This is a genomic window from Mycolicibacterium litorale (assembly GCF_010731695.1).
Classification (GTDB): Bacteria; Actinomycetota; Actinomycetes; order Mycobacteriales; family Mycobacteriaceae; genus Mycobacterium; species Mycobacterium litorale.
The window spans coordinates 3,159,913-3,178,465 of sequence record NZ_AP022586.1 but is presented as its reverse complement, the minus strand read 5'-3'; the positions used below and the strand labels follow the sequence as shown (position 1 = coordinate 3,178,465).

Annotated in this window: 16 protein-coding genes and 1 pseudogene; 9 read left to right on the top strand and 8 right to left on the bottom strand. The window is 69.0% G+C overall.

Annotated elements, in window-relative coordinates; all coding sequences use genetic code 11:
* Positions 1-32: 32 nt before the first annotated feature.
* Together G6N30_RS15060 and G6N30_RS15055 are read right to left on the bottom strand one after the other, a co-directional pair.
* Positions 33-1,157: a baeRF11 domain-containing protein gene (locus tag G6N30_RS15060; protein WP_134054104.1), complete on the bottom strand. Its 1,125-nt coding sequence runs from the start codon at positions 1,155-1,157 to the stop codon at positions 33-35.
* Positions 1,158-1,347: 190 nt separating this feature from the next.
* On the bottom strand, positions 1,348-2,322 hold the full coding sequence (locus tag G6N30_RS15055) for a TIGR03619 family F420-dependent LLM class oxidoreductase (RefSeq protein ID WP_134054102.1): 975 nt from the start codon (positions 2,320-2,322) through the stop codon (positions 1,348-1,350).
* 77 nt (positions 2,323-2,399) lie between these two features.
* Here G6N30_RS15055 and G6N30_RS15050 point away from each other — a divergent pair, with 77 nt between their 5' ends.
* Together G6N30_RS15050 and G6N30_RS15045 are read left to right on the top strand one after the other, a co-directional pair.
* A complete protein-coding gene (locus G6N30_RS15050; protein WP_134054100.1) occupies positions 2,400-2,783 on the top strand; it encodes a MerR family transcriptional regulator in 384 nt (127 codons plus the stop codon).
* Between the two features lie 216 nt (positions 2,784-2,999).
* Positions 3,000-4,052 (top strand): 3-deoxy-7-phosphoheptulonate synthase, encoded by a 1,053-nt coding sequence (locus G6N30_RS15045; RefSeq protein WP_134054098.1) that lies wholly within the window; start codon positions 3,000-3,002, stop codon positions 4,050-4,052.
* A gap of 1 nt (position 4,053) precedes the next feature.
* Here G6N30_RS15045 and G6N30_RS15040 read toward each other — a convergent pair whose 3' ends face one another.
* Positions 4,054-5,361, bottom strand: coding sequence for a carboxylesterase family protein (locus tag G6N30_RS15040; RefSeq protein ID WP_134054097.1), 1,308 nt, complete (start codon positions 5,359-5,361; stop codon positions 4,054-4,056).
* Positions 5,362-5,415: 54 nt separating this feature from the next.
* Here G6N30_RS15040 and G6N30_RS15035 point away from each other — a divergent pair, with 54 nt between their 5' ends.
* Entirely contained in the window at positions 5,416-6,183 is a 768-nt protein-coding gene (locus G6N30_RS15035; protein WP_134054095.1) for an SDR family oxidoreductase, read from the top strand.
* 32 nt (positions 6,184-6,215) lie between these two features.
* On the opposite strand, the gene G6N30_RS15030 is transcribed toward G6N30_RS15035, so the two are convergent.
* Positions 6,216-6,506, bottom strand: a complete 291-nt coding sequence (locus G6N30_RS15030) for a WhiB family transcriptional regulator (RefSeq protein WP_011558573.1) — start codon at positions 6,504-6,506, stop codon at positions 6,216-6,218.
* Between the two features lie 409 nt (positions 6,507-6,915).
* On the opposite strand from G6N30_RS15030, the gene G6N30_RS15025 reads away from it, so the two are divergent.
* The 3 genes from G6N30_RS15025 to G6N30_RS15015 all read left to right on the top strand — a co-directional run bounded on the left by G6N30_RS15025 (position 6,916) and on the right by G6N30_RS15015 (position 9,502).
* Positions 6,916-7,704, top strand: a complete 789-nt coding sequence (locus tag G6N30_RS15025; protein ID WP_134054093.1) for a hypothetical protein — start codon at positions 6,916-6,918, stop codon at positions 7,702-7,704.
* Positions 7,705-7,791: 87 nt separating this feature from the next.
* Positions 7,792-8,370 (top strand): sigma-70 family RNA polymerase sigma factor, encoded by a 579-nt coding sequence (locus tag G6N30_RS15020; protein ID WP_134054091.1) that lies wholly within the window; start codon positions 7,792-7,794, stop codon positions 8,368-8,370.
* Positions 8,363-9,502 carry an anti-sigma-D factor RsdA gene (locus tag G6N30_RS15015; RefSeq protein WP_134054089.1) on the top strand — a complete coding sequence of 380 codons (1,140 nt, stop codon included), beginning with the start codon at positions 8,363-8,365 and terminating at the stop codon, positions 9,500-9,502. The genes G6N30_RS15020 and G6N30_RS15015 overlap by 8 nt, the downstream gene beginning before the upstream one ends.
* Before the next feature lie 8 nt (positions 9,503-9,510).
* Here the strand turns inward: G6N30_RS15015 and G6N30_RS15010 are convergent, their stop codons facing one another.
* The gene (locus tag G6N30_RS15010; protein WP_011768106.1) at positions 9,511-9,915 is read right to left on the bottom strand and encodes a DUF5319 domain-containing protein; all 405 of its coding nucleotides are present in this window, start codon (positions 9,913-9,915) and stop codon (positions 9,511-9,513) included.
* A gap of 137 nt (positions 9,916-10,052) precedes the next feature.
* Between G6N30_RS15010 and guaB the strand changes: the two genes are divergently transcribed.
* Positions 10,053-11,606: an IMP dehydrogenase gene (gene guaB, locus G6N30_RS15005; RefSeq protein ID WP_134054087.1), complete on the top strand. Its 1,554-nt coding sequence runs from the start codon at positions 10,053-10,055 to the stop codon at positions 11,604-11,606.
* A gap of 29 nt (positions 11,607-11,635) precedes the next feature.
* Positions 11,636-12,763 (top strand): GuaB3 family IMP dehydrogenase-related protein, encoded by a 1,128-nt coding sequence (locus tag G6N30_RS15000; protein WP_134054085.1) that lies wholly within the window; start codon positions 11,636-11,638, stop codon positions 12,761-12,763.
* A gap of 20 nt (positions 12,764-12,783) precedes the next feature.
* On the opposite strand, the pseudogene G6N30_RS14995 reads toward G6N30_RS15000, so the two are convergent.
* Positions 12,784-13,529: pseudogene (locus tag G6N30_RS14995) on the bottom strand (hypothetical protein); the annotation flags it as partial.
* A 69-nt stretch (positions 13,530-13,598) separates the two neighbouring features.
* Here G6N30_RS14995 and G6N30_RS14990 point away from each other — a divergent pair.
* Positions 13,599-15,365 (top strand): GMC oxidoreductase, encoded by a 1,767-nt coding sequence (locus tag G6N30_RS14990; RefSeq protein WP_134054083.1) that lies wholly within the window; start codon positions 13,599-13,601, stop codon positions 15,363-15,365.
* 4 nt (positions 15,366-15,369) lie between these two features.
* Here G6N30_RS14990 and G6N30_RS14985 read toward each other — a convergent pair whose 3' ends face one another.
* Positions 15,370-17,733 (bottom strand): glycoside hydrolase family 65 protein, encoded by a 2,364-nt coding sequence (locus tag G6N30_RS14985; protein ID WP_134055303.1) that lies wholly within the window; start codon positions 17,731-17,733, stop codon positions 15,370-15,372.
* Positions 17,734-17,741: 8 nt separating this feature from the next.
* Entirely contained in the window at positions 17,742-18,476 is a 735-nt protein-coding gene (locus G6N30_RS14980) for a beta-phosphoglucomutase family hydrolase (protein WP_134054081.1), read from the bottom strand.
* Between the last annotated feature and the right edge of the window lie 77 nt (positions 18,477-18,553).

Sequence of the window (18,553 nt, the reverse complement as noted above, 5' to 3'; positions counted from 1 at the left end):
GTTTTCGTTGTCGGGTGATGGCGTGGGGTGTGTCAGCTCAGGGGAAACCGCAGCTTCGCGACGGCGGTCTGGTTCCAGATGTCGGCAGTGATCTCGTCGGGCCGCACCGCGAACGCTTCACCGCCCTGGTCGAGTACCGTCACCGCGGCACGGGACAGCACGTCATAGCCGGAATCGTCGTAGTGCAGGGCTCCGGTGGCGGCCTCGATCCGGCCGAGAATGTCGACGGTGAAGTTGTACACCAGCCGGTCCACCGCGCCGGACGTCGCGGCCCGGGTGATGTCGCCCAGATCGGTGGCCACCAACCCCTTGCTCAGGTCGTTGCCCCACTCCTCGATCCAGGCGTTGGCTCGCGCGGAGTTCAAGGCGGGCAGCGACTCGCGAATGACTGCGTCGATCTGATCGGGTCGCAGCTCGTCGGCGGCACCGGGCACCGCGACGATCCGGCGTTTGTGATTGAGGCCGCGGTACATGTCGAGCAGCGGGTCGGTGGCGAACAGGAACAGCGGCCGGTCCGCGGAGGGATCCAGCTGCGTCAGTTCGGTATCGACCGCCTCCGCGACCCGCTTGGCGTACCGCTCCAACAACACCTTCTTGCCCTCGTCGCCGACCAGGCGGCGGACATGGCCCCGGTCACGGACGGTGGCGCGATTGGTGGCATCGGCAACGTCGAACGCATACTCGCCGGTGGGTTCCAACGCCTCGGCACGCGTGCTCGCGGTAGCCTGCCACAGGTTCCAGCCATCGGCCGACAACGTCAACGCGTAGGCATCCTGCGGTGTGGTGACCGCCCGCACCAGCTGGCCGACGTCGAAGTAGCTGCCCGTCTGCAACTGATTCTCCAGCCTGTTGGGCAGGACGTACACCTCGTGAAAGTCGTCTGCGATGAAGATGGCCACCGAACGGGACAGGCTCAGCCACAGGTCCGACTCGGCGATCTCCTTCCAGCGCGACCGCAGCTGCTCCTCCACGGCGTGCCGTGCCCCGGCGTCGCGGACCGAGCGCAGCGCCCGGTCCACCGCACTCTTCGCCGTCAACACGCCCTTCTCCCGCTCGTCCGGTCCCGGTGCGGTTTCCGCGTAGACCGTGATGGCGTTTTCGTGGGGCTCGCCAAGGCGGATCAGGTCAGCAACACCGGGCAGCTCATAGCGGGTCATCACCACTCCTTTGTGTGGACTTCCTCCCCAACCTTATGCCCGCCAAGGCCGTGTCCTACCAGCCAAACCGCTGTCGTCGACATGCCGGCCGAGGGAGAGGATCAGGGGCCCAACCATCGTCGGCTCGATCTCGGTCGGCTAGCGCAGCGGCTGAATCGATATCAATCGGAAGACATCCGTCCGGAAGTCCTCAGCCGACGAAGCCGCCGCCGTCCGGCTGGAACCGTTCCCGGATCTGCACCGCCGTTTCGAGCATCTGCTGAGTGCTCGTGAACCAGTCCTGCAGGTTCAGATCCACGATGAGCTCGTCCGCGTCGGCCTCGGCCGCTGTGGCGACATCGTCCATGATCTGGTCGAGCGTGCCGACGAACGCCGATCGGTCCGGTCCTGCGGGACGGTCGGTGAACGTGACGTTGCCGACCACGACCATCTCCATCCGGCTCGCGTCTCGGCCGTACCCGGCGGCCAATTCCCTTATGCGGTCCCAGTTCCCGCGCAACTCCGCGGCACCGGCCGGACCGGGCGTGGTGAGCAGCGGTAGCCAGCCGTCGGCGCGTTTCGCGATGCGCTGGACGGCTGCCGAAGTGGTGCTGCGGCCCAGGTTGCTTCCGCCGCCGCCAAGCAGGACAGGGATCCTCGATACGGGCTTCGGTAGGACCCAGGCGTCGTCGATGACGACGCGTGGTCCGCGGAAGGTCACCGGGTCCGGGCCCCACACGGCGTCGAAGACGTCCAGCGTCTCGTCGAGGAAGCGGCCCCGATCTGCCCGGGTGGCACCCGTGGCCTGCAGTTCGTCGGTGGACCAGCCGGTGCTCATACCGGCGACCATGCGGCCGCCGCTGATCTGATCGATCGTGGCCAGTGCCTTCGCCAGTTGAACGGGTGTGTGGAGTGCAGCAACCAGAACGCTGGTTCCCAGTCGGACGTGTTCGGTCGCCACGGCCGCTGCCGTGAGCACGGCGAGCGGGTCGGCGGCCTGCCGGGAGTGCTCCGGCCACGCCACGTTCGTCCCGGCATACGGTTCGGCGGGCGTGTTCGGGAACAGCAACCTCTCGTAGGTCCAGAGGCTGTCGTACCCTGCCGCTTCCGCCGTTCTGGCCGCCTCGACCAGGTCCTGTTTCAAGTCGGTCCCCAGCCGCTGGGGTAGCCGAAGTCCGAGCTTCATCTGACCTCCAATGGGTTCGCTCACCATCGAGTGTGAACCTTCACATTGGTGTGAAGGTCAAGCGTAAAATCGCGCACATGCGAATCGGGCAGCTCGCGGAGCGCACCGGCGTCTCCCGCCGGCTCCTTCGCTACTACGAGGAGCAGGGGCTGATCACGCCCGGCCGCTCCGTGAACGGCTACCGCGAGTACGGGGACGCGCACGTGGAGGTGGTGCAGCAGATCACCGGGCTGCTCGACGCCGGGCTGCCGACGCGCATCATCCGCCAGCTCCTGCCGTGCCTGAACGAGCCGCAGTCCGTCTACGTCCCCGACGTGACACCCGAAATGCTGGCCACGTTGCGTCGCGAGCAGGATCGGCTGTCTGAGCGCATCGAGTTCCTGACCCGCAACAGAGACGCGATCGCCGAGTATGTCGAGAAGGTTCTCAGCGTCAAGGCGCGCGCGCACCCACCGACGTGATCGCCTACGTCGCCGTCGTGTACCCTGGCCCCGTGAACATCGGTGTGCGTGCCAGCTATTGGCGCTTTATCAAGGCTCCGGGCGGAGCCGATAAAGTGCAGACCTAAGCACGCATCCACCCGGAGCCCAGGCAGTGACCACCAACGGTCGCTGCCTTTCGTCATTCAAGGGCGCCGGACGACCGCGAAGGTGCCCACATCAGAAAGGCACCCGAACGTGACATCCGCTCAGATGGCCGCCCCCGCGACGTCGGACCGGCGCATCCGCCGGTTCAGCGCGATCCCCAGCCCGCACGAGGTGGCCAACGAGTTCCCGCTCGGTGCCCGCCGCGCCGAGCGCGTCGCCCGCGATCGCGACGAGATCGCCGACATCCTCGCCGGGCGTGACGACCGACTGCTGGTCGTGGTGGGCCCATGCTCCGTCCACGACCCGGCCGCCGCACTCGAGTACGCCGCCCGACTGGCCCGGGTGGCCGACGAACTCCGCGACCGGCTCAAGATCGTGATGCGGGTCTACTTCGAGAAGCCGCGCACCACCGTCGGGTGGAAGGGCCTGATCAACGACCCGGACATGGACGGCACCTTCGACGTGGCCCGCGGTCTGCGGATCGCGCGCCAACTGCTGCTCGACGTCATCGACATCGGCTTGCCGGTCGGATGTGAGTTCCTCGAGCCCACCAGCCCGCAGTACATCGCCGACGCCGTCGCCTGGGGCGCTATCGGCGCGCGCACCACCGAATCGCAGGTGCACCGCCAGCTCGCGTCGGGGCTGTCCATGCCCGTCGGCTTCAAGAACGGCACCGACGGCAACATCCAGGTGGCCGTCGACGGCGTGAAAGCCGCCGCCGCGCAACACGTCTTCTTCGGTATGGACGATCTGGGCCGCGGCGCGCTGGTGAACACCGCGGGCAACGAGGACTGCCACGTGATCCTGCGCGGCGGCACCGACGGCCCCAACTACGACGCGCAGGCGGTGAGCGCCACCGCTGCCAAGCTCGCGGCCGCCGGTCTGCCCGGCCGCGTCGTGATCGACTGCAGCCACGCCAATTCCGGCAAGGACCACGTCCGCCAGGCGGGCGTCGCCGCGGAGGTGGCCCAGCTCGTGCGCGACGGCCTGCCGGTCAGCGGGGTGATGCTGGAGAGCTTCCTCGTCGCCGGCGCGCAGGCACCCGACGCGCGGCCGCTGACCTACGGGCAGTCGGTGACCGACAAGTGCATGGACTGGGCCACAACGGATTCGGTCCTTCGAGAACTGGCCCGGCACCGCTAGTTCACGCGATGCGCAGGGCGGCCTGTTCCAGCCCCGCGACGCCGTCGCGCGCGAACGCGGCCCACTGCGCCCGCGTCCTTCGGGCCAACTCGTCGGGGATGGCGCGGGGCCGATGTCCCAGCATCGGGGCATCGGACCAGGTCTGCGGGTATCCGAACAGCAACGGTAGCTCGATGCAGTGGCAGGCCCCCAGCGGAGCATCGTCCGGCGACCAGTCGACGCGAAATGTGGCCGCCCGCCCACCCGCCGCCGTCCACGCCTCCGCGAGTTCGGTTGTCGGGCGGCCGAACACGCTTCGGGTCATGTTCCGGCCGAATGACGCAGCGGTAGCCCTGCCGACCGGTCCCAGCCGCCCGAGCAGCTTCGCCCGCGGGGCCATGGTGATGAACGGCCGCGCATCGTCGCGGGTGTAGCCGGCGAGAATCTCGATGCGCGGCGCCACGTCGCCTATGCGCGATTCGCGGTCCGACGGCAGCGGTGCACGGCCCATGATCGGCGCGAAGGCCATGAGCCCGACCTGTCCCGACCGCCGCGCGACCGTGATCGCGGCGACCTGCGCCTCGAGCAACCGTTCCGCGGTGGCCTCGGTGGGCGGGACCCCGGCCAGCGACGCCGTCGCCGCCTCCCGCATCGCGGCGGTCATCGGCGTGCGGTCGCCCCGCAGGCCCAGAGGGCTGCTCTGCAGGATGGCGCGGATGAACAGCCCGTCGGCTTCGGGGCACATCGCCAGTGACAACACGGAATCAGCACCGGCGGACTGCCCGAACACCGTGACCCGCCCCGGGTCACCGCCGAAGGCCGCGATGTTGTCCCGAACCCACTGCAGCGCGCAGATCTGGTCGCGCAGCCCGAGGTTCTCGGTGTCGCGATCGTGCAGGTTGAGATATCCGAAGATGCCCAGCCGGTAGCTGACGGAGACAACGACCACCTGTCCCTCGGTAACCAGCGCATCCGGATCGTATTTGGCGGATTCGCCGCTGCCCGAGACGTAGGCACCGCCGTGAAACCACACCATGACCGGCAGCCGGTGGGCGTGTGCGGGTGCGGTGACGCTGAGGACCTGGCAGTGCTCACTCATCGGCAGCCCGTTCGTGACCGGCCCGGTGACGAACTCCAGTCGCGACGGCAGCTGAGGGCAGGCGGGGCCGCGGCGGGTCGCGTCGATCACGCCGTCGGCGGCGGGCAGCAGGGCAGGGGCGGTGAATCGTTCCGCTGTGGCATAGCGGATGCCCCGGGCATGCACCAGGCCGTCGTCGTCCTCGCTCGCCATCAGCGGCCCGCACCTGCTGTCGATCCGCCGGGAAGCCACGAATTCACCGTACTGCGACTCCCGCGACCGTCCGCGGCGTTAACGTAGGTCACCATGCGAATCGCGGTTGCCGGGGCGACGGGCAACATCGGTGCCCGCACTGTCTCGTTCCTCGAGCGGGACGGCCATGAGGTCGTACGCATCAGCCGTTCCCTCGGCGTGGACCTGCTCAGCGGCGAGGGGCTGGAGTCCGCACTCCAGGGTGTCGACGCCGTGGTCGATGCGATCAGCTCCCCGCCGATCAGTGCCGAGGAGACGCGCGAGTACTTCGGCACGACGACCAGGAATCTGCTCAACGCCGAGCAGCGTGCCGGTGTGCGGCACCACGTGCTGTTGTCGATCGTCGGGATCAGCCGGACGTCCGGCGGTACCGACCACTACACGGGCAAGCGCGAGCAGGAACGGCTGGTGAGCGAAGGGCCCGTCCCGTGGACGATCGTGCCCGCGACGCAGTTCCACGACTTCGCGGCGATGGCCGCCAGCTGGACCGAACGCGACGGTGTCGCCGCCATCGCCCCGCTGCTCATCCAGCCGATCGCCCCCGACGACATCGCGCAAGTGCTGGCGGAGGTCGCCGCGGGCGAGCCGCAGGGCCGGTATGTCGACGTCGCCGGCCCCGAACCACAGGACCTCGTCGACATGGCGCGTCGCACCCATGCCGCTCTGGGGAAGACGGTGAAACTGGTGCCCACGTGGTCAGGGCCACTCGGGGAGGAACTGGCCGGCAACAAACTGATGCCGGGGGAGAACGCCCGCATCGCCCCGACGACGTTCGACGAATGGTTGGCTGCCGGCGCGAGTGAGCGCCGCGAAGTTTGCTGAAACAGGGCTTCGGCGGGGAGTGTCGACGCGGGTCAGGCGGTCCGGCGGATACCGCGTTTGAGCAACATCTCGCGCTCGGATTCGCTCAATCCGCCCCAGATTCCGTAGGGCTCACCGACGGCGAGCGCATGTGAACGGCACTGGGCGATCACCGGGCAACGCCGGCACATTTCCTTCGCGCGCATTTCCCGCTGCGCCCGGGCCCGGCCACGCTCACCGTCGGGGTGGAAAAACATCGAAGAATCGACACCCCGGCAAAGCCCGTGCATCTGCCAATCCCAGATGTCGGCGTTCGGTCCGGGCAGCTGCTGCGGCTGAGGCATTGGGAAAACCCCTCTCTAAATACCCATTTCGGGTACGCGATAGAGCGTGCGTCGTGGAACAGATCCGAGCCCTTGTCGCCGATGACCACTCGTGCACACAACGTAGAAGGGCGAAAGAATTTCCGTCAATAGCGCGATCATGTGCTCAATCGCATAACCGCAGCTCGAGAATTTACGTCACGTTCATCCTTCGGACTTGCGGGTGGAGCGAAACGTGCTAACGGCCGAGTCGGCGCGGCGTCCGACGACGGTATTTCGGCAGTTCGCGACCATTGGCCGATGGCAGTTTCCGTCGGACGCTTAACGTGGACGTAACTCGGCGCCCACGAAGTGTTAACCGCCGGGGCGCACCGCCGAAGCGCGTTTGCCGGCCCGGCCGTCCGGTCAGCGTTGATAGCGTCGCACTGCGATGACCAGCACCCATGCCTCACTCATCGACGCCGCGTTCGGTGAGCGTCCGGATATGTGGCCGTTACCCGCCGCGACCGATCCGCAGGACCGATGGCTGCGCGCGGTGGCCGCCGGCGGGCAGGGCCGCTACGCCGTCGCACTCGCCGAACTCGCCGCGCTGCACCGCTCGGCCGGCACCGGCCTGCAGTCCTCGGCGATGAGCACCAGGGCGTCGTTCCTGCGTCAGCTGGGTGGACACCACGACGCGGCCGGATGGGACGGGAGGGCCCTGGCGGCGGCCGGCGCCGACGCCGCGGCGACGGCCGACGCGCTGATCGGGTTGGCGGCCGACGCGCTCGGGGTGGGGCGGTTCGGCGCATCGCAGCGGCTCCTTGACCGCGCCGTCGGACCCGTCGACGCCGCCGACGACGCCCGGTTGCCGATCCGCCTGGACTGGGTCAGCGCCGAACTGGCGATGATGCGCGGGGACGGCGCAACGGCCGTCGCACACGCCGAACGTGCCGTCGCCGCGGCCGCTTCCATCCCCTCGGCGCGGCACCGGCTGAAGTCCGATGTGGTGCTCGCCGCGGCGCTGTGCAGTCGCGGGGAGGTGGACCGTTCCCGCGCGATCGCGGACGCCGCACTCGACCGCGCGGGCGATCTCGGCCTCGTGCCGCTGCGTTGGGCGCTGGCCAGTCTGCTGGCCGATATCGGGAGCTCCGAGTACACGCCGGGGCAGGTCACCGACTTTCGCGACGCCAGCGCCGATACTGTGCGTCGCAGGGGCGGCGTGTGGTCTGATCGCTAGTCCGGGTGGCGCCCGCCGGCATCGTTATTGTTTAGCTGAGCCAGAGCGCCGGAACCGCCGTTCGTAACGTTGGAGAACACACCCACGATGACACTTTCGGGAGAACGTCTCGATGCTGTCGTCGCTGAGGCAGTGGCGGGCAATCGTGACGCACTCCGCGAAGTGTTGGAGACCATTCGACCGATCGTCGTGCGGTACTGCCGAGCCAGGATCGGCGCGACGGAACGAAGCGGTCTCTCCGCCGACGACGTTGCGCAGGAGGTTTGCTTGGCCGCCATCACGGCGCTGCCGCGCTACAAGGACCAGGGACGTCCGTTCCTCGCCTTCGTGTATGGCATCGCAGCGCACAAGATCGCGGACGCTCACCGAGCGGCGAGCCGCAACAAGTCCGATCCCACCGATGTGGTGCCCGAGCGGTTCTCCTCGGAGGCAGGCCCCGAACAACTGGCCATCAACGCCGAATCGTCCGCGCGAATGGACCAGCTGCTCGGCGTCTTACCCGACAAGCAGCGCGAGATCCTCATCCTGCGTGTCGTCGTCGGCATGAGCGCCGAGGAGACCGCCGAAGCCGTGGGCAGCACCGCCGGCGCAGTCCGCGTCGCGCAGCACCGCGCACTGGCGCGGCTGAAGGCCGAGATCATCGCGACGGGGCACGACCATGCCTGACTTCACACGTCGATCATTCAACGGGGGCGACCCGTCGCTGCCGGAGATCAACCAGACCGACCGCCTCATCGACGCACTCGCCAGCGAACAGCCGGTCTACTCGAACGAGCCCGGTGAGGCCGAGCTGGCCTATCTGCTGGCCGGCTGGCGCGACGAGGTGCGTCACGCGCCGATGTCCACGGTGGTGACGCCGCGCGACGCGGCGATCGCACTGGACCGTGCCACCTCGACCACGCAGCGCCGCCGGTTCTCGCTGGCCGTCGTCGGGTCGGTGGCCGCCGCGGTGCTGTGCCTCGGCGGATTCGGCTCGGTCGTCTACGGCGCCGGGCCGGGCGATCCGCTCTACGGCGTGCGCACGATGCTGTTCGGCGAACAGCAGGCCACCCGCGACGATCAGGTCGCGCTCGCGGCGCAGACCCAGATGGCCCAGGTGCAGGAGCTGATCGAGCAGGGCGACTGGACTGCCGCGCAGGACAAGCTGCAGACGCTCACCACGACCGTCGCCGCGGTGGGGGACACCGGCCGCCAGCAGGAGCTCGTCGACCAGTGGCAGCAGCTGTCGGTGAAGGTGGAGACCCGGGACCCGAACGCCACCGTGCCGCCGGACGCGCCGCCGGTGGTGCTGCCCGAGGTGCCGTCGGACATTCCGCTGCCTGCGCTGCTCTCGCCGGACGGCACCGCACCGTCGACCACGGCGCCCGCCACGACGCCGACGACCAGCGTCCCGACGACCAGCGTGCCGTCGGGCACGCCGTCCGAATCGCCGACCACCGCACCGCCGGGGACACCGACGACGTCCGCGCCGGCGAGCCCGCCGCCGTCGTCGGCCACCTCGTCGACGGCGCCCACCCCGGCGCCGTCGTCGTCCGCTGCTGCGGAGCCGGGACCGACGACCACCCGGGCGCCCGTCGAGCTGCCCCCGCCGTCCTCGGCGCCGGTGACGCCGACACAGCCGCTCACCACCACCACCGTGGCGCCGACGACCACGGTCGCGACGACGACCACGACGGCGGCCGCGGAGGCGGAGGTGGAGACTCAGCCGGCGCCGCGTTTCACGCAGCCGGAGGTCACGATCGCGGTGACGACCACGGTCGCGCTACCGGTGCCGGACACCGGATCAGAGGAAGAGTGACGAATCGCTCAGCGGTAGCCGTCTGAGTCCGACGTCGCTTCGTTCAGCGAGGCATCGGCATACCCACGGCAGTAATCCCATGTGACGTACGCGTCGGGTTCGGGATCGTAGGCGGGCTCGTGCGGCCGCACCGTACCGTCGACGAGCAGCTGCAGCAGGTTCGCGCGCAGCATGTCCCAGTCGTGGTAGTGATCCTGCTGGCATTCGTCACAGCAGACGACCAGACCGCGAATGCCCTTGTGGGCGAGCAGCGCCTCGTAGACCGCCAGGTCAGCGAGGTCGGCCTCGACGGCCGTGCGCTCCTGCGGGTCCAGCGGCTGACCTGGTTCGAGCGCGTCGAGCGCCGCCGAGGGATCGCAGGGATCGTCGGCGAACGGATCAGGCGGCAAACCAGGTGGCAGGTGGTCTCGCACGAGTCCCACATTACGCAGCCCCACTGTCATCGCGCCAGCCGTCACCGGCGTGGCGACCCGGGTGTGCGGGGCCGAACCGCCACCGCCGTAACCGATAGGATTAGGTATCCGTCTCAGTGCCTATGGAGGCCACGCCCATGTCGATCGCTGAACGCAGCGTTCCCATCGCCGTACCGGTTCCCACCGGCGGCGACGACCCGACGAAGGTGGCCATGCTCGGGCTGACCTTCGATGACGTCCTGCTGTTGCCCGCGGCCTCCGACGTCGTACCCGCGACCGCCGACACCTCGAGCCAGCTGACCAAGCGGATCCGGCTGCGGGTGCCGCTGGTCAGCTCGGCGATGGACACCGTCACCGAATCCCGGATGGCCATCGCGATGGCCCGCGCCGGCGGGATGGGTGTGCTGCACCGCAACCTGCCCGCCGCCGAACAGGCCGGCCAGGTCGAGACGGTCAAGCGGTCCGAAGCCGGGATGGTGACCGACCCGGTGACGTGCTCACCGAACAACACGCTGGCCGAAGTCGACGCGATGTGCGCCCGGTTCCGCATCTCCGGTCTGCCGGTCGTCGACGACAACGGTTCCCTGGTCGGCATCATCACCAACCGCGACATGCGGTTCGAGGTGGACCAGTCCAAACCCGTCTCCGAGGTGATGACCAAGGCGCCGTTGATCACCGCTCAGGAGGGCGTCTCGGCCGAGGCGGCGCTCGGCCTGCTGCGGCGCCACAAGATCGAGAAACTGCCGATCGTGGACGGGCACGGCAAGCTGACCGGCCTGATCACCGTCAAGGACTTCGTCAAGACCGAGCAGTTCCCGCTGGCCACCAAGGACTCCGACGGCAGGCTGCTCGTCGGCGCCGCGGTCGGTGTGGGCGAGGACGCGTTCACGCGCGCCATGATGCTCGCCGACGCGGGGGTGGACGTGCTGATCGTCGACACCGCGCACGCGCACAACCGCGGTGTCCTCGAGATGGTGCACCGCATCAAGACCGTGCTCGGCGACCGGGTCGAGGTCATCGGCGGCAACGTGGCGACGCGGGCCGGGGCGGCCGCACTGGTCGAGGCCGGCGCGGATGCCGTAAAGGTCGGTGTCGGCCCGGGTTCGATCTGCACCACCCGGGTGGTCGCGGGCGTCGGGGCGCCGCAGATCACCGCGATCCTCGAGGCCGTCGCGGCGTGCGCGCCGTCGGGTGTGCCGGTGATCGCCGACGGCGGCCTGCAGTACTCCGGCGACATCGCCAAGGCGCTGGCCGCGGGCGCGTCGACCGCGATGCTGGGTTCGCTGCTCGCCGGCACCGCCGAGGCGCCGGGTGATCTGATCTTCGTCAACGGCAAGCAGTTCAAGAGCTACCGCGGCATGGGGTCGCTCGGGGCGATGCAGGGCCGCAACGCCGCAGGCGCCACGCGGGGATCGTTCTCCAAGGACCGCTACTTCCAGGACGACGTGCTCTCCGAGGACAAGCTGGTGCCCGAGGGCATCGAGGGCCGGGTGCCGTTCCGCGGACCCCTGGCGCAGGTGATCCACCAGCTCACCGGCGGCCTGCGCGCGGCCATGGGTTACACCGGTTCGCCCACCATCGAGGCGTTGCAGCAGGCGCAATTCGTGCAGATCACCGCGGCGGGGCTAAAGGAAAGCCACCCGCACGACATCACGATGACCGTCGAAGCGCCCAACTACTACGCCCGCTGACGGACCTGGGGAACAGCACTGTGCGAGACATGGTCGAAATCGGTATGGGCCGGACTGCCCGCCGCACCTACGAGCTCCACGACATCAATATCGTGCCGTCGCGCCGGACCCGCTCCTCGCAGGACGTGTCGACCGCGTGGCAGCTCGACGCCTACCGGTTCGAGATCCCGGTGGTGTCGCATCCGACCGATGCGCTGGTGTCGCCGGAGTTCGCGATCGAACTCGGCCGGCTCGGTGGGCTGGGCGTCCTCAACGGCGAGGGCCTGATCGGCAGGCACGCCGACGTCGAGGAGAAGATCCAGCAGGTCGTCGAGGCCGCCGACAAGGAGCCCGACCCGTCGGCGGCGATCCGGCTGCTGCAGCAACTGCACGCCGCGCCGCTGGACCCCGAACTGCTGGGGGCGGCGGTCGCCCGGATCCGCGACGCGGGAGTGACGACGGCGGTGCGGGTGAGCCCGCAGAACGCGCAGGCGCTCACCCCGGCGTTGCTTCAGGCGGGCATCGACCTGCTCGTCATCCAGGGCACGATCGTCTCGGCCGAACGCGTCGCCAACGACGGCGAGCCGCTCAACCTCAAGACCTTCATCTCCGAGCTCGACATCCCGGTGGTGGCGGGCGGCGTGCTCGACCACCGCACCGCACTGCACCTGATGCGTACCGGCGCGGCCGGCGTGATCGTCGGTTACGGGTCGACCTCGGGCGTCACCACGAGCGACGAGGTGCTGGGCATCAGCGTGCCGATGGCGACCGCGATCGCCGACGCGGCCGCCGCGCGCCGCGAGTACCTCGACGAGACCGGCGGACGCTACGTCCACGTTCTGGCCGACGGCGACATCCACACCTCGGGTGACCTCGCGAAGGCCATCGCCTGTGGCGCCGACGCGGTCGTGCTGGGGACCCCGCTGGCGAGCGCCGCCGAGGCGATGGGCGGCGGCTGGTTCTGGCCGGCGGCCGCGGCGCATCCGTCGCTGCCGCGCGGTGCGCTGCTGCAGGTGGCGCTCGGGGAGCGGCCGTCGCTCGAACAGGTGCTCACCGGGCCGTCGGACGATCCGTTCGGCTCGCTCAACCTGGTCGGCGGGCTGCGCCGGTCGATGGCGAAGGCCGGCTACTGCGATCCCAAGGAGTTCCAGAAGGTCGGGCTGACGGTCGGCGCCTGAGTCAGCTCGCGCTTCTCTGCTCAGCCCGTCAGGCGTGCCACCGACAGGTGATGCGCGATCCGCTGACCCAGCCGCGCGGGATGCCGCCGGATGTCGTCGACGACCATCGGGATCACGGTCCAGCCCAACTCCTGAATACCGGCCAGACGCGTTCGATCCCTGATCATCTCGAGCCGGCCCACATGCCAGTCCACGCTTTCGTACTCCGCGACCACGCACTGGTCGGGCCAGGCGAAGTCGACCCGCCACACCACGCCGCCGGGTCCGCGAATTTCGTGCTGCAACAACGGTTTTGGGAGCCCATAGTCGATCATCACCAGACGCGCTTCGCTCTCCATGGCCGATTCGGCGCGGCCGTCGACATGCGGTAACAGGTCGCGCACCGCGACGATCCCCCGCCGGCCGCGTTGCTCATCGACAGCTCTCTCGAGATCGCCGGTGTCGCACCAGGTGGAGTGGACGGCGGCGTCGAGCGTGGCGAGCGCGCGGGGCCGCTGCAGCGGCGCGCCGACACGCTGGTGAACGCCGAGTCCGACCGTCGGGCGAACCCGCCTGCCCGGGTCGAGTACGTGGATGACTCCGGTGTCTCGACGTCGAACCCGTACAGCGACGCCGCGGTGGCCAGGCATGCGACGGCCTCCTGGCCGAGGAAGAGGTCCAGTGCCGTCAACCGTCCCCGCACGTCGGGTTGGTGATCGGCGTAGACGCCGTAGTACACACGGACCGGTTCGCCCCGGCGCACCAGCCAGTCCAACTGTTCGCGGGAGAAGGCGCCTGTTTACATGTTAGGAACTCCTGTCTAGATAGTTACCCGTTGGTAACCCATACTGGTGTCATGCAGCCTGACTACGACGTCCTCATCATCGGTTCGGGTTTCGGCGGCAGCGTCACCGCGCTGCGGCTCACGGAGAAGGGGTACCGCGTCGGCGTGCTCGAAGCGGGCCAACGCTTCGCCGACGAGGATTTCGCGAAGACCTCATGGGACCTGCGCAAGTTCCTGTGGGCGCCGCAGCTGGGTTGCTTCGGCATCCAGCGCATCCACCTGCTGCGCGACGTCCTGATCCTGGCAGGCGCCGGTGTCGGCGGCGGATCGCTCAACTACGCCAACACCCTCTACGTGCCGCGTGAGCCGTTCTTCAACGATCCGCAGTGGAAGCACATCACCGACTGGAACGACGAGTTGCTGCCCCACTACGAGCAGGCGCAGCGGATGCTCGGCGTGGTCACCAACCCCACGTTCACCGACGCCGACCGCATCGTGAAGGAGGTCGCCGAGGACATGGGCGTCGGCGACACCTTCGTGCCGACACCGGTCGGGGTGTTCTTCGGGCCTGACGGGCAGAAGGCCCCGGGCAAGACCGTGCCCGACCCGTACTTCGGCGGCGCAGGCCCGGCCCGCCGCGGCTGCATCGAGGTCGGCGAGTGCATGACCGGCTGCCGCCACAACGCCAAGAACACGCTGGTGAAGAATTACCTGTATCTGGCCGAGAACGCGGGCGCCAAGGTGCACCCGATGACCACGGTGACGGGCTTCGAACAGCGCCCCGACGGCGTGTGGGAAGTGACCACCGTGCGCACCGGCACCAAGGTGCGTCGCCAGAAGCGCACGTTCACCGCCACCAACCTCGTCCTCGCGGCCGGCACGTTCGGCACCCAGAAGTTGCTGTTCAAGATGCGCGACGCCGGCAAGCTGCCCGAGCTGTCGGAGAAGCTGGGCATGCTCACCCGCACGAACTCGGAGTCGATCGTCGGCGCCGGGCGCTTCCACGTGACCGACGATCTCGACCTCACCCACGGCGTGGCCATCACCTCGTCGATCCACCCGACCTCCGATACGCACATCGAGCCGGTGCGCTACGGCAAGGGCTCCAACGCGATGGGGCTGCTGCAGACGCTGATGACCGACGGCTCAGGTCCGGAGGGCACCGACGTGCCGCGCTGGAAGCAGCTGTTCACCAACGCCCGCAAGGATCCCCGCGGCACGGTGCGGTTGCTCAACGTCCGGCGGTGGAGCGAACGCACGCTGATCGCCCTGGTCATGCAGAACCTCGACAACTCGATCACCACGTTCACCAAGCGCACGAAGCTCGGCACCCGCCGGCTGACGAGCAAACAGGGCCACGGCGAACCGAATCCGACGTGGATCCCGGTCGGCAACGAGGTGACGCGGCGGATCGCCGAGAAGATCGACGGCGTCGCGGGCGGCACGTGGGGCGAGCTGTTCAACATCCCGCTGACCGCGCACTTCCTCGGCGGCGCCGCCATCGGCGACAGCCCCGAGCACGGCGTCATCGACCCGTATCACCGCGTCTACAACTACCCGACGCTCTACGTCACCGACGGGGCGGCGATCTCGGCGAACCTCGGCGTCAACCCGTCGCTGACCATCAGCGCGCAGGCGGAGCGGGCGGCCTCGTTGTGGCCGAACAAGGGTGAGCAGGATCTGCGCCCCCCGCAGGGTGAGGGCTACCGCCGGCTCGACCCGATCGCACCCGCGCATCCGGTCGTGCCCGCCGGCGCGCCCGCGGCCCTGGACTGGAATGCCAGCCGCGACACGGTCAACCGGCGCGACCCCACCACCACCGAGGCCCGCGGCGCCTGAGCGCTCAGTCCTTGCCGTCGACCCTGCGCCGCAACGGTTCCCGGCCGGGCGGCTGGGGCGGCAACGGCAGCAGCGGCTTACACGGTTCGATCGAGACGGTGGTCGGCGCCTGCGTGGTGAGTGTCAGCTCGCGGTCGGCGTGCCGGATGGTCAGAGTGCCGTGTGGTCCGTCGCGCAGCGTGTAGGTCACGTCGTCGTGGTTGACCTGCACGGTGACGCGGAAGTCGCGCCAGCGCAGCCGAAACCGCAGACACCGGATGCCGCCGGGCAGATGCGGATTCAGTGACAGCACACCTTCGTCGTCGCGCAGACCGCCGAACCCGGCGACCAGCGCCGTCCACGCCCCCGCCAGCGATGCCATGTGCAGGCCGTCGCGCGTGTTGTGGTGCAGGTCGCGCAGGTCGATCATGGCCGCTTCGTAGGCGTAGTCGTGGGCGAGTTCCAGGTGGCCCACCTCGGCGCACATCACCGCCTGCGTGCACGCCGACAGCGACGAGTCCCGGGTGGTGCGCCGCTCGTAGTAGTCGACGTTGCGGGCCTTCTGCTCGGCGGTGAACGCGTGGCTCTGCCACTGCATCGCGAGCACCAGGTCGGCCTGTTTGATGACCTGCGCCGGGTAGAGGCGGACGTAGGGTTCGTGAAGTAGCAGCGGATACACCGTGTTGGCCGTGAAATCCCATTCGCGCAGCGTGGTGAACCCATCGTTCTGCGGATGCACGCCGAGTTCCTCGTCGAACGGGATGTGCGCGGCGTCGGCGGCGTCGCGCCACGCCGCCGTCTCCTCCGTCGACACCCCGAGTTCGCGGGAGGTCTCGGGGTGGCGGGTGCACGCCTCGGCCGCTGCGCGCAGATTCCCCGCGGCCATCAGGTTGGTGAACACGTTGTCGCGCACCACCGCGGTGTACTCGTCGGGGCCCGTCACCCCGTCGAGATGCCAGACCCCGTACCGGTCGTGGTGTCCCAGTGACATCCACAGCCGCGCCGTCTCGATCAGCACCCTCAGGCCGCATTCGCGTTCCAGTGAGTGGTCGCCGGTGACCTGCCGGTAGCGTTCGAACGCCATCGCGATGTCGGCGTTGACGTGCCAGGCGGCGGTTCCCGCGGGCCAGTAGGCCGAGCACTCCTCGCCGCGGATGGTCCGCCACGGGAAGGCCGCGCCCTTCAGATCCAGTTGTGCCGCACGCTCTTTGGCGAGGTCGAGGGTCGAGGCCCGCCAGCGCAGCGCATCGGCGGCCGCCGACGGTTTGGTGTAGGTCAGCACCGGCAGCACGAAACCCTCGGTGTCCCAGAAGGCGTGCCCGTCGTACCCGGTGCCGGTGAGTCCCTTGCCCGGGATGGCGCGCCGTTCGGCGCGGGCACTGGCCTGCAGCACGTGGAAGAGGCCGAACCGGACGGCTTGCTGGCAGTCGGGATCTCCTTCGACCTCGACGTCGGCGCAGTCCCAGAACTCGTCGAGGTAGTCGCGCTGCGCGTCGAGCAGTCCCTGCCAGCCGCTGTAGCGGGCGCCGGTGATCGCCGCGCCGACCTGATCGCTCAGCGCGGGACGCGATCTCAGGCTCGACCACCCGTAGGCGAGGTATTTGACGATCCGCAGGCGCTGACCGGGACGCAGCCCGCAGATGACGGTGGTGCGGGCGAGGTCTTCGGCGGTGTCGGTGGTGATCTCGACCCGGCCCGGCACGTCGACCTCGTGGTCCATCGCGGCGACCATCATCAGGCCGCTGCCCCGGGTCCGGTGTACCAGCAGTGCACTGTGATCGGTCTGCTCGTGGTGGACCGGTTCGAGCGGTTTACGCAGCACGGCCGCCACCCGCGGGTCGCCCGATGTCTCTGGCTGATCCTCGTTGGCGACCAGTTCGGATTGCACTGTCACGCGGACGAATTCGTCGAGCGCCTCCACCACGTACTCGATCGCGGCGATGCTGCGCTGCGTCAGCGAGACCAGCCGCGTCGAGTGCACCTTGACCTGTTTGCCTGCCGGAGAACGCCATTGGGTGCGACGGCTCAGCGTTCCTGCGCGCAGATCGAGCACCCGCTCGTGGTCGATGACGTTGCCGTAGCGCACGTCGAACGGTTCGTCGTCGACCAACAGCCGCAGGATCTTGCCGTTGGTGACGTCGACGACAGTCTGGCCGGCTTCGGGATAGCCGTATCCCGCTTCCGCGTATGGCAGCGGCCGGATCTCGTAGAACGAGTTCAGGTAGGTGCCGGGCAGGCCGTGCGGTTCGCCCTCGTCGAGGTTGCCGCGCAGCCCGATGTGACCGTTCGACAACGCGAACAGCGACTCGGACTGCGCGAGCAGATCGAGGTCGAGGCGGGTCTCCCGCACCTGCCACGGTTCGACGGGGAAGGCCTCGTGGGTGATCATCATGGGGCTTACCGCAGTTCCGCGAGGTCGGTGACGACGATGTCGGCGCCGTTGCGCCGCAGTTCCTGCGCCTGCCCTACGCGGTCGACCCCCACCACACAGCCGAACCTCCCCGCACGTCCGGCGGCCACGCCGGCGAGCGCGTCCTCGAACACGGCACCCTGATCCGGTGTGATGCCGAGGAGTTCGGCCGCCCGCAGGAAGGAATCGGGTGCCGGCTTGCCCGGGATGTTCTCCTCTCGCATGGTGACCCCGTCGACGCGATGCTGCACGAAACGCGCCAGCCCGGTGACGTCGAGCACCTCTTCGGTGTTCGCGCTCGACGAGACGACGGCGACGCCAAGGCCGGCGGCGCTGACGTCCTCGAGATACCGGCGTGAGCCCTCGAACACCGCGACGCCGTCACGCTGCACGGTCTCGTGGAACATCTCGTTCTTGCGGTTGCCCAGCCCGTGCACGGTCTCGGCGTCGGGCGCATCGCCGGGGCCGCCTTCGGGCAGTTCGATCCCGCGGCTGGCCAGGAACGAGCGCACACCGTCCTCGCGGCGTTTGCCGTCGACGTAGCGCTGGTAGTCCGCGCCCGCGTCGAACGGCACGAACGGCTCACCGGTGCGCTGCGCCCTGGCCTGCAGATACGCATCGAACATGGCCTTCCACGCCCGGGTGTGGACGCTCGCGGTATCGGTGAGCACGCCGTCGAGATCGAACAGGCAGGCCGTTATCTGCTCGGGCAGACCCAGCACAGCAACCTCGCTTCCGTGGTCGGTATCACCGCTGGGGTAACCATTGCCACCGCGACAGTAACGTGACGGCGCAAATC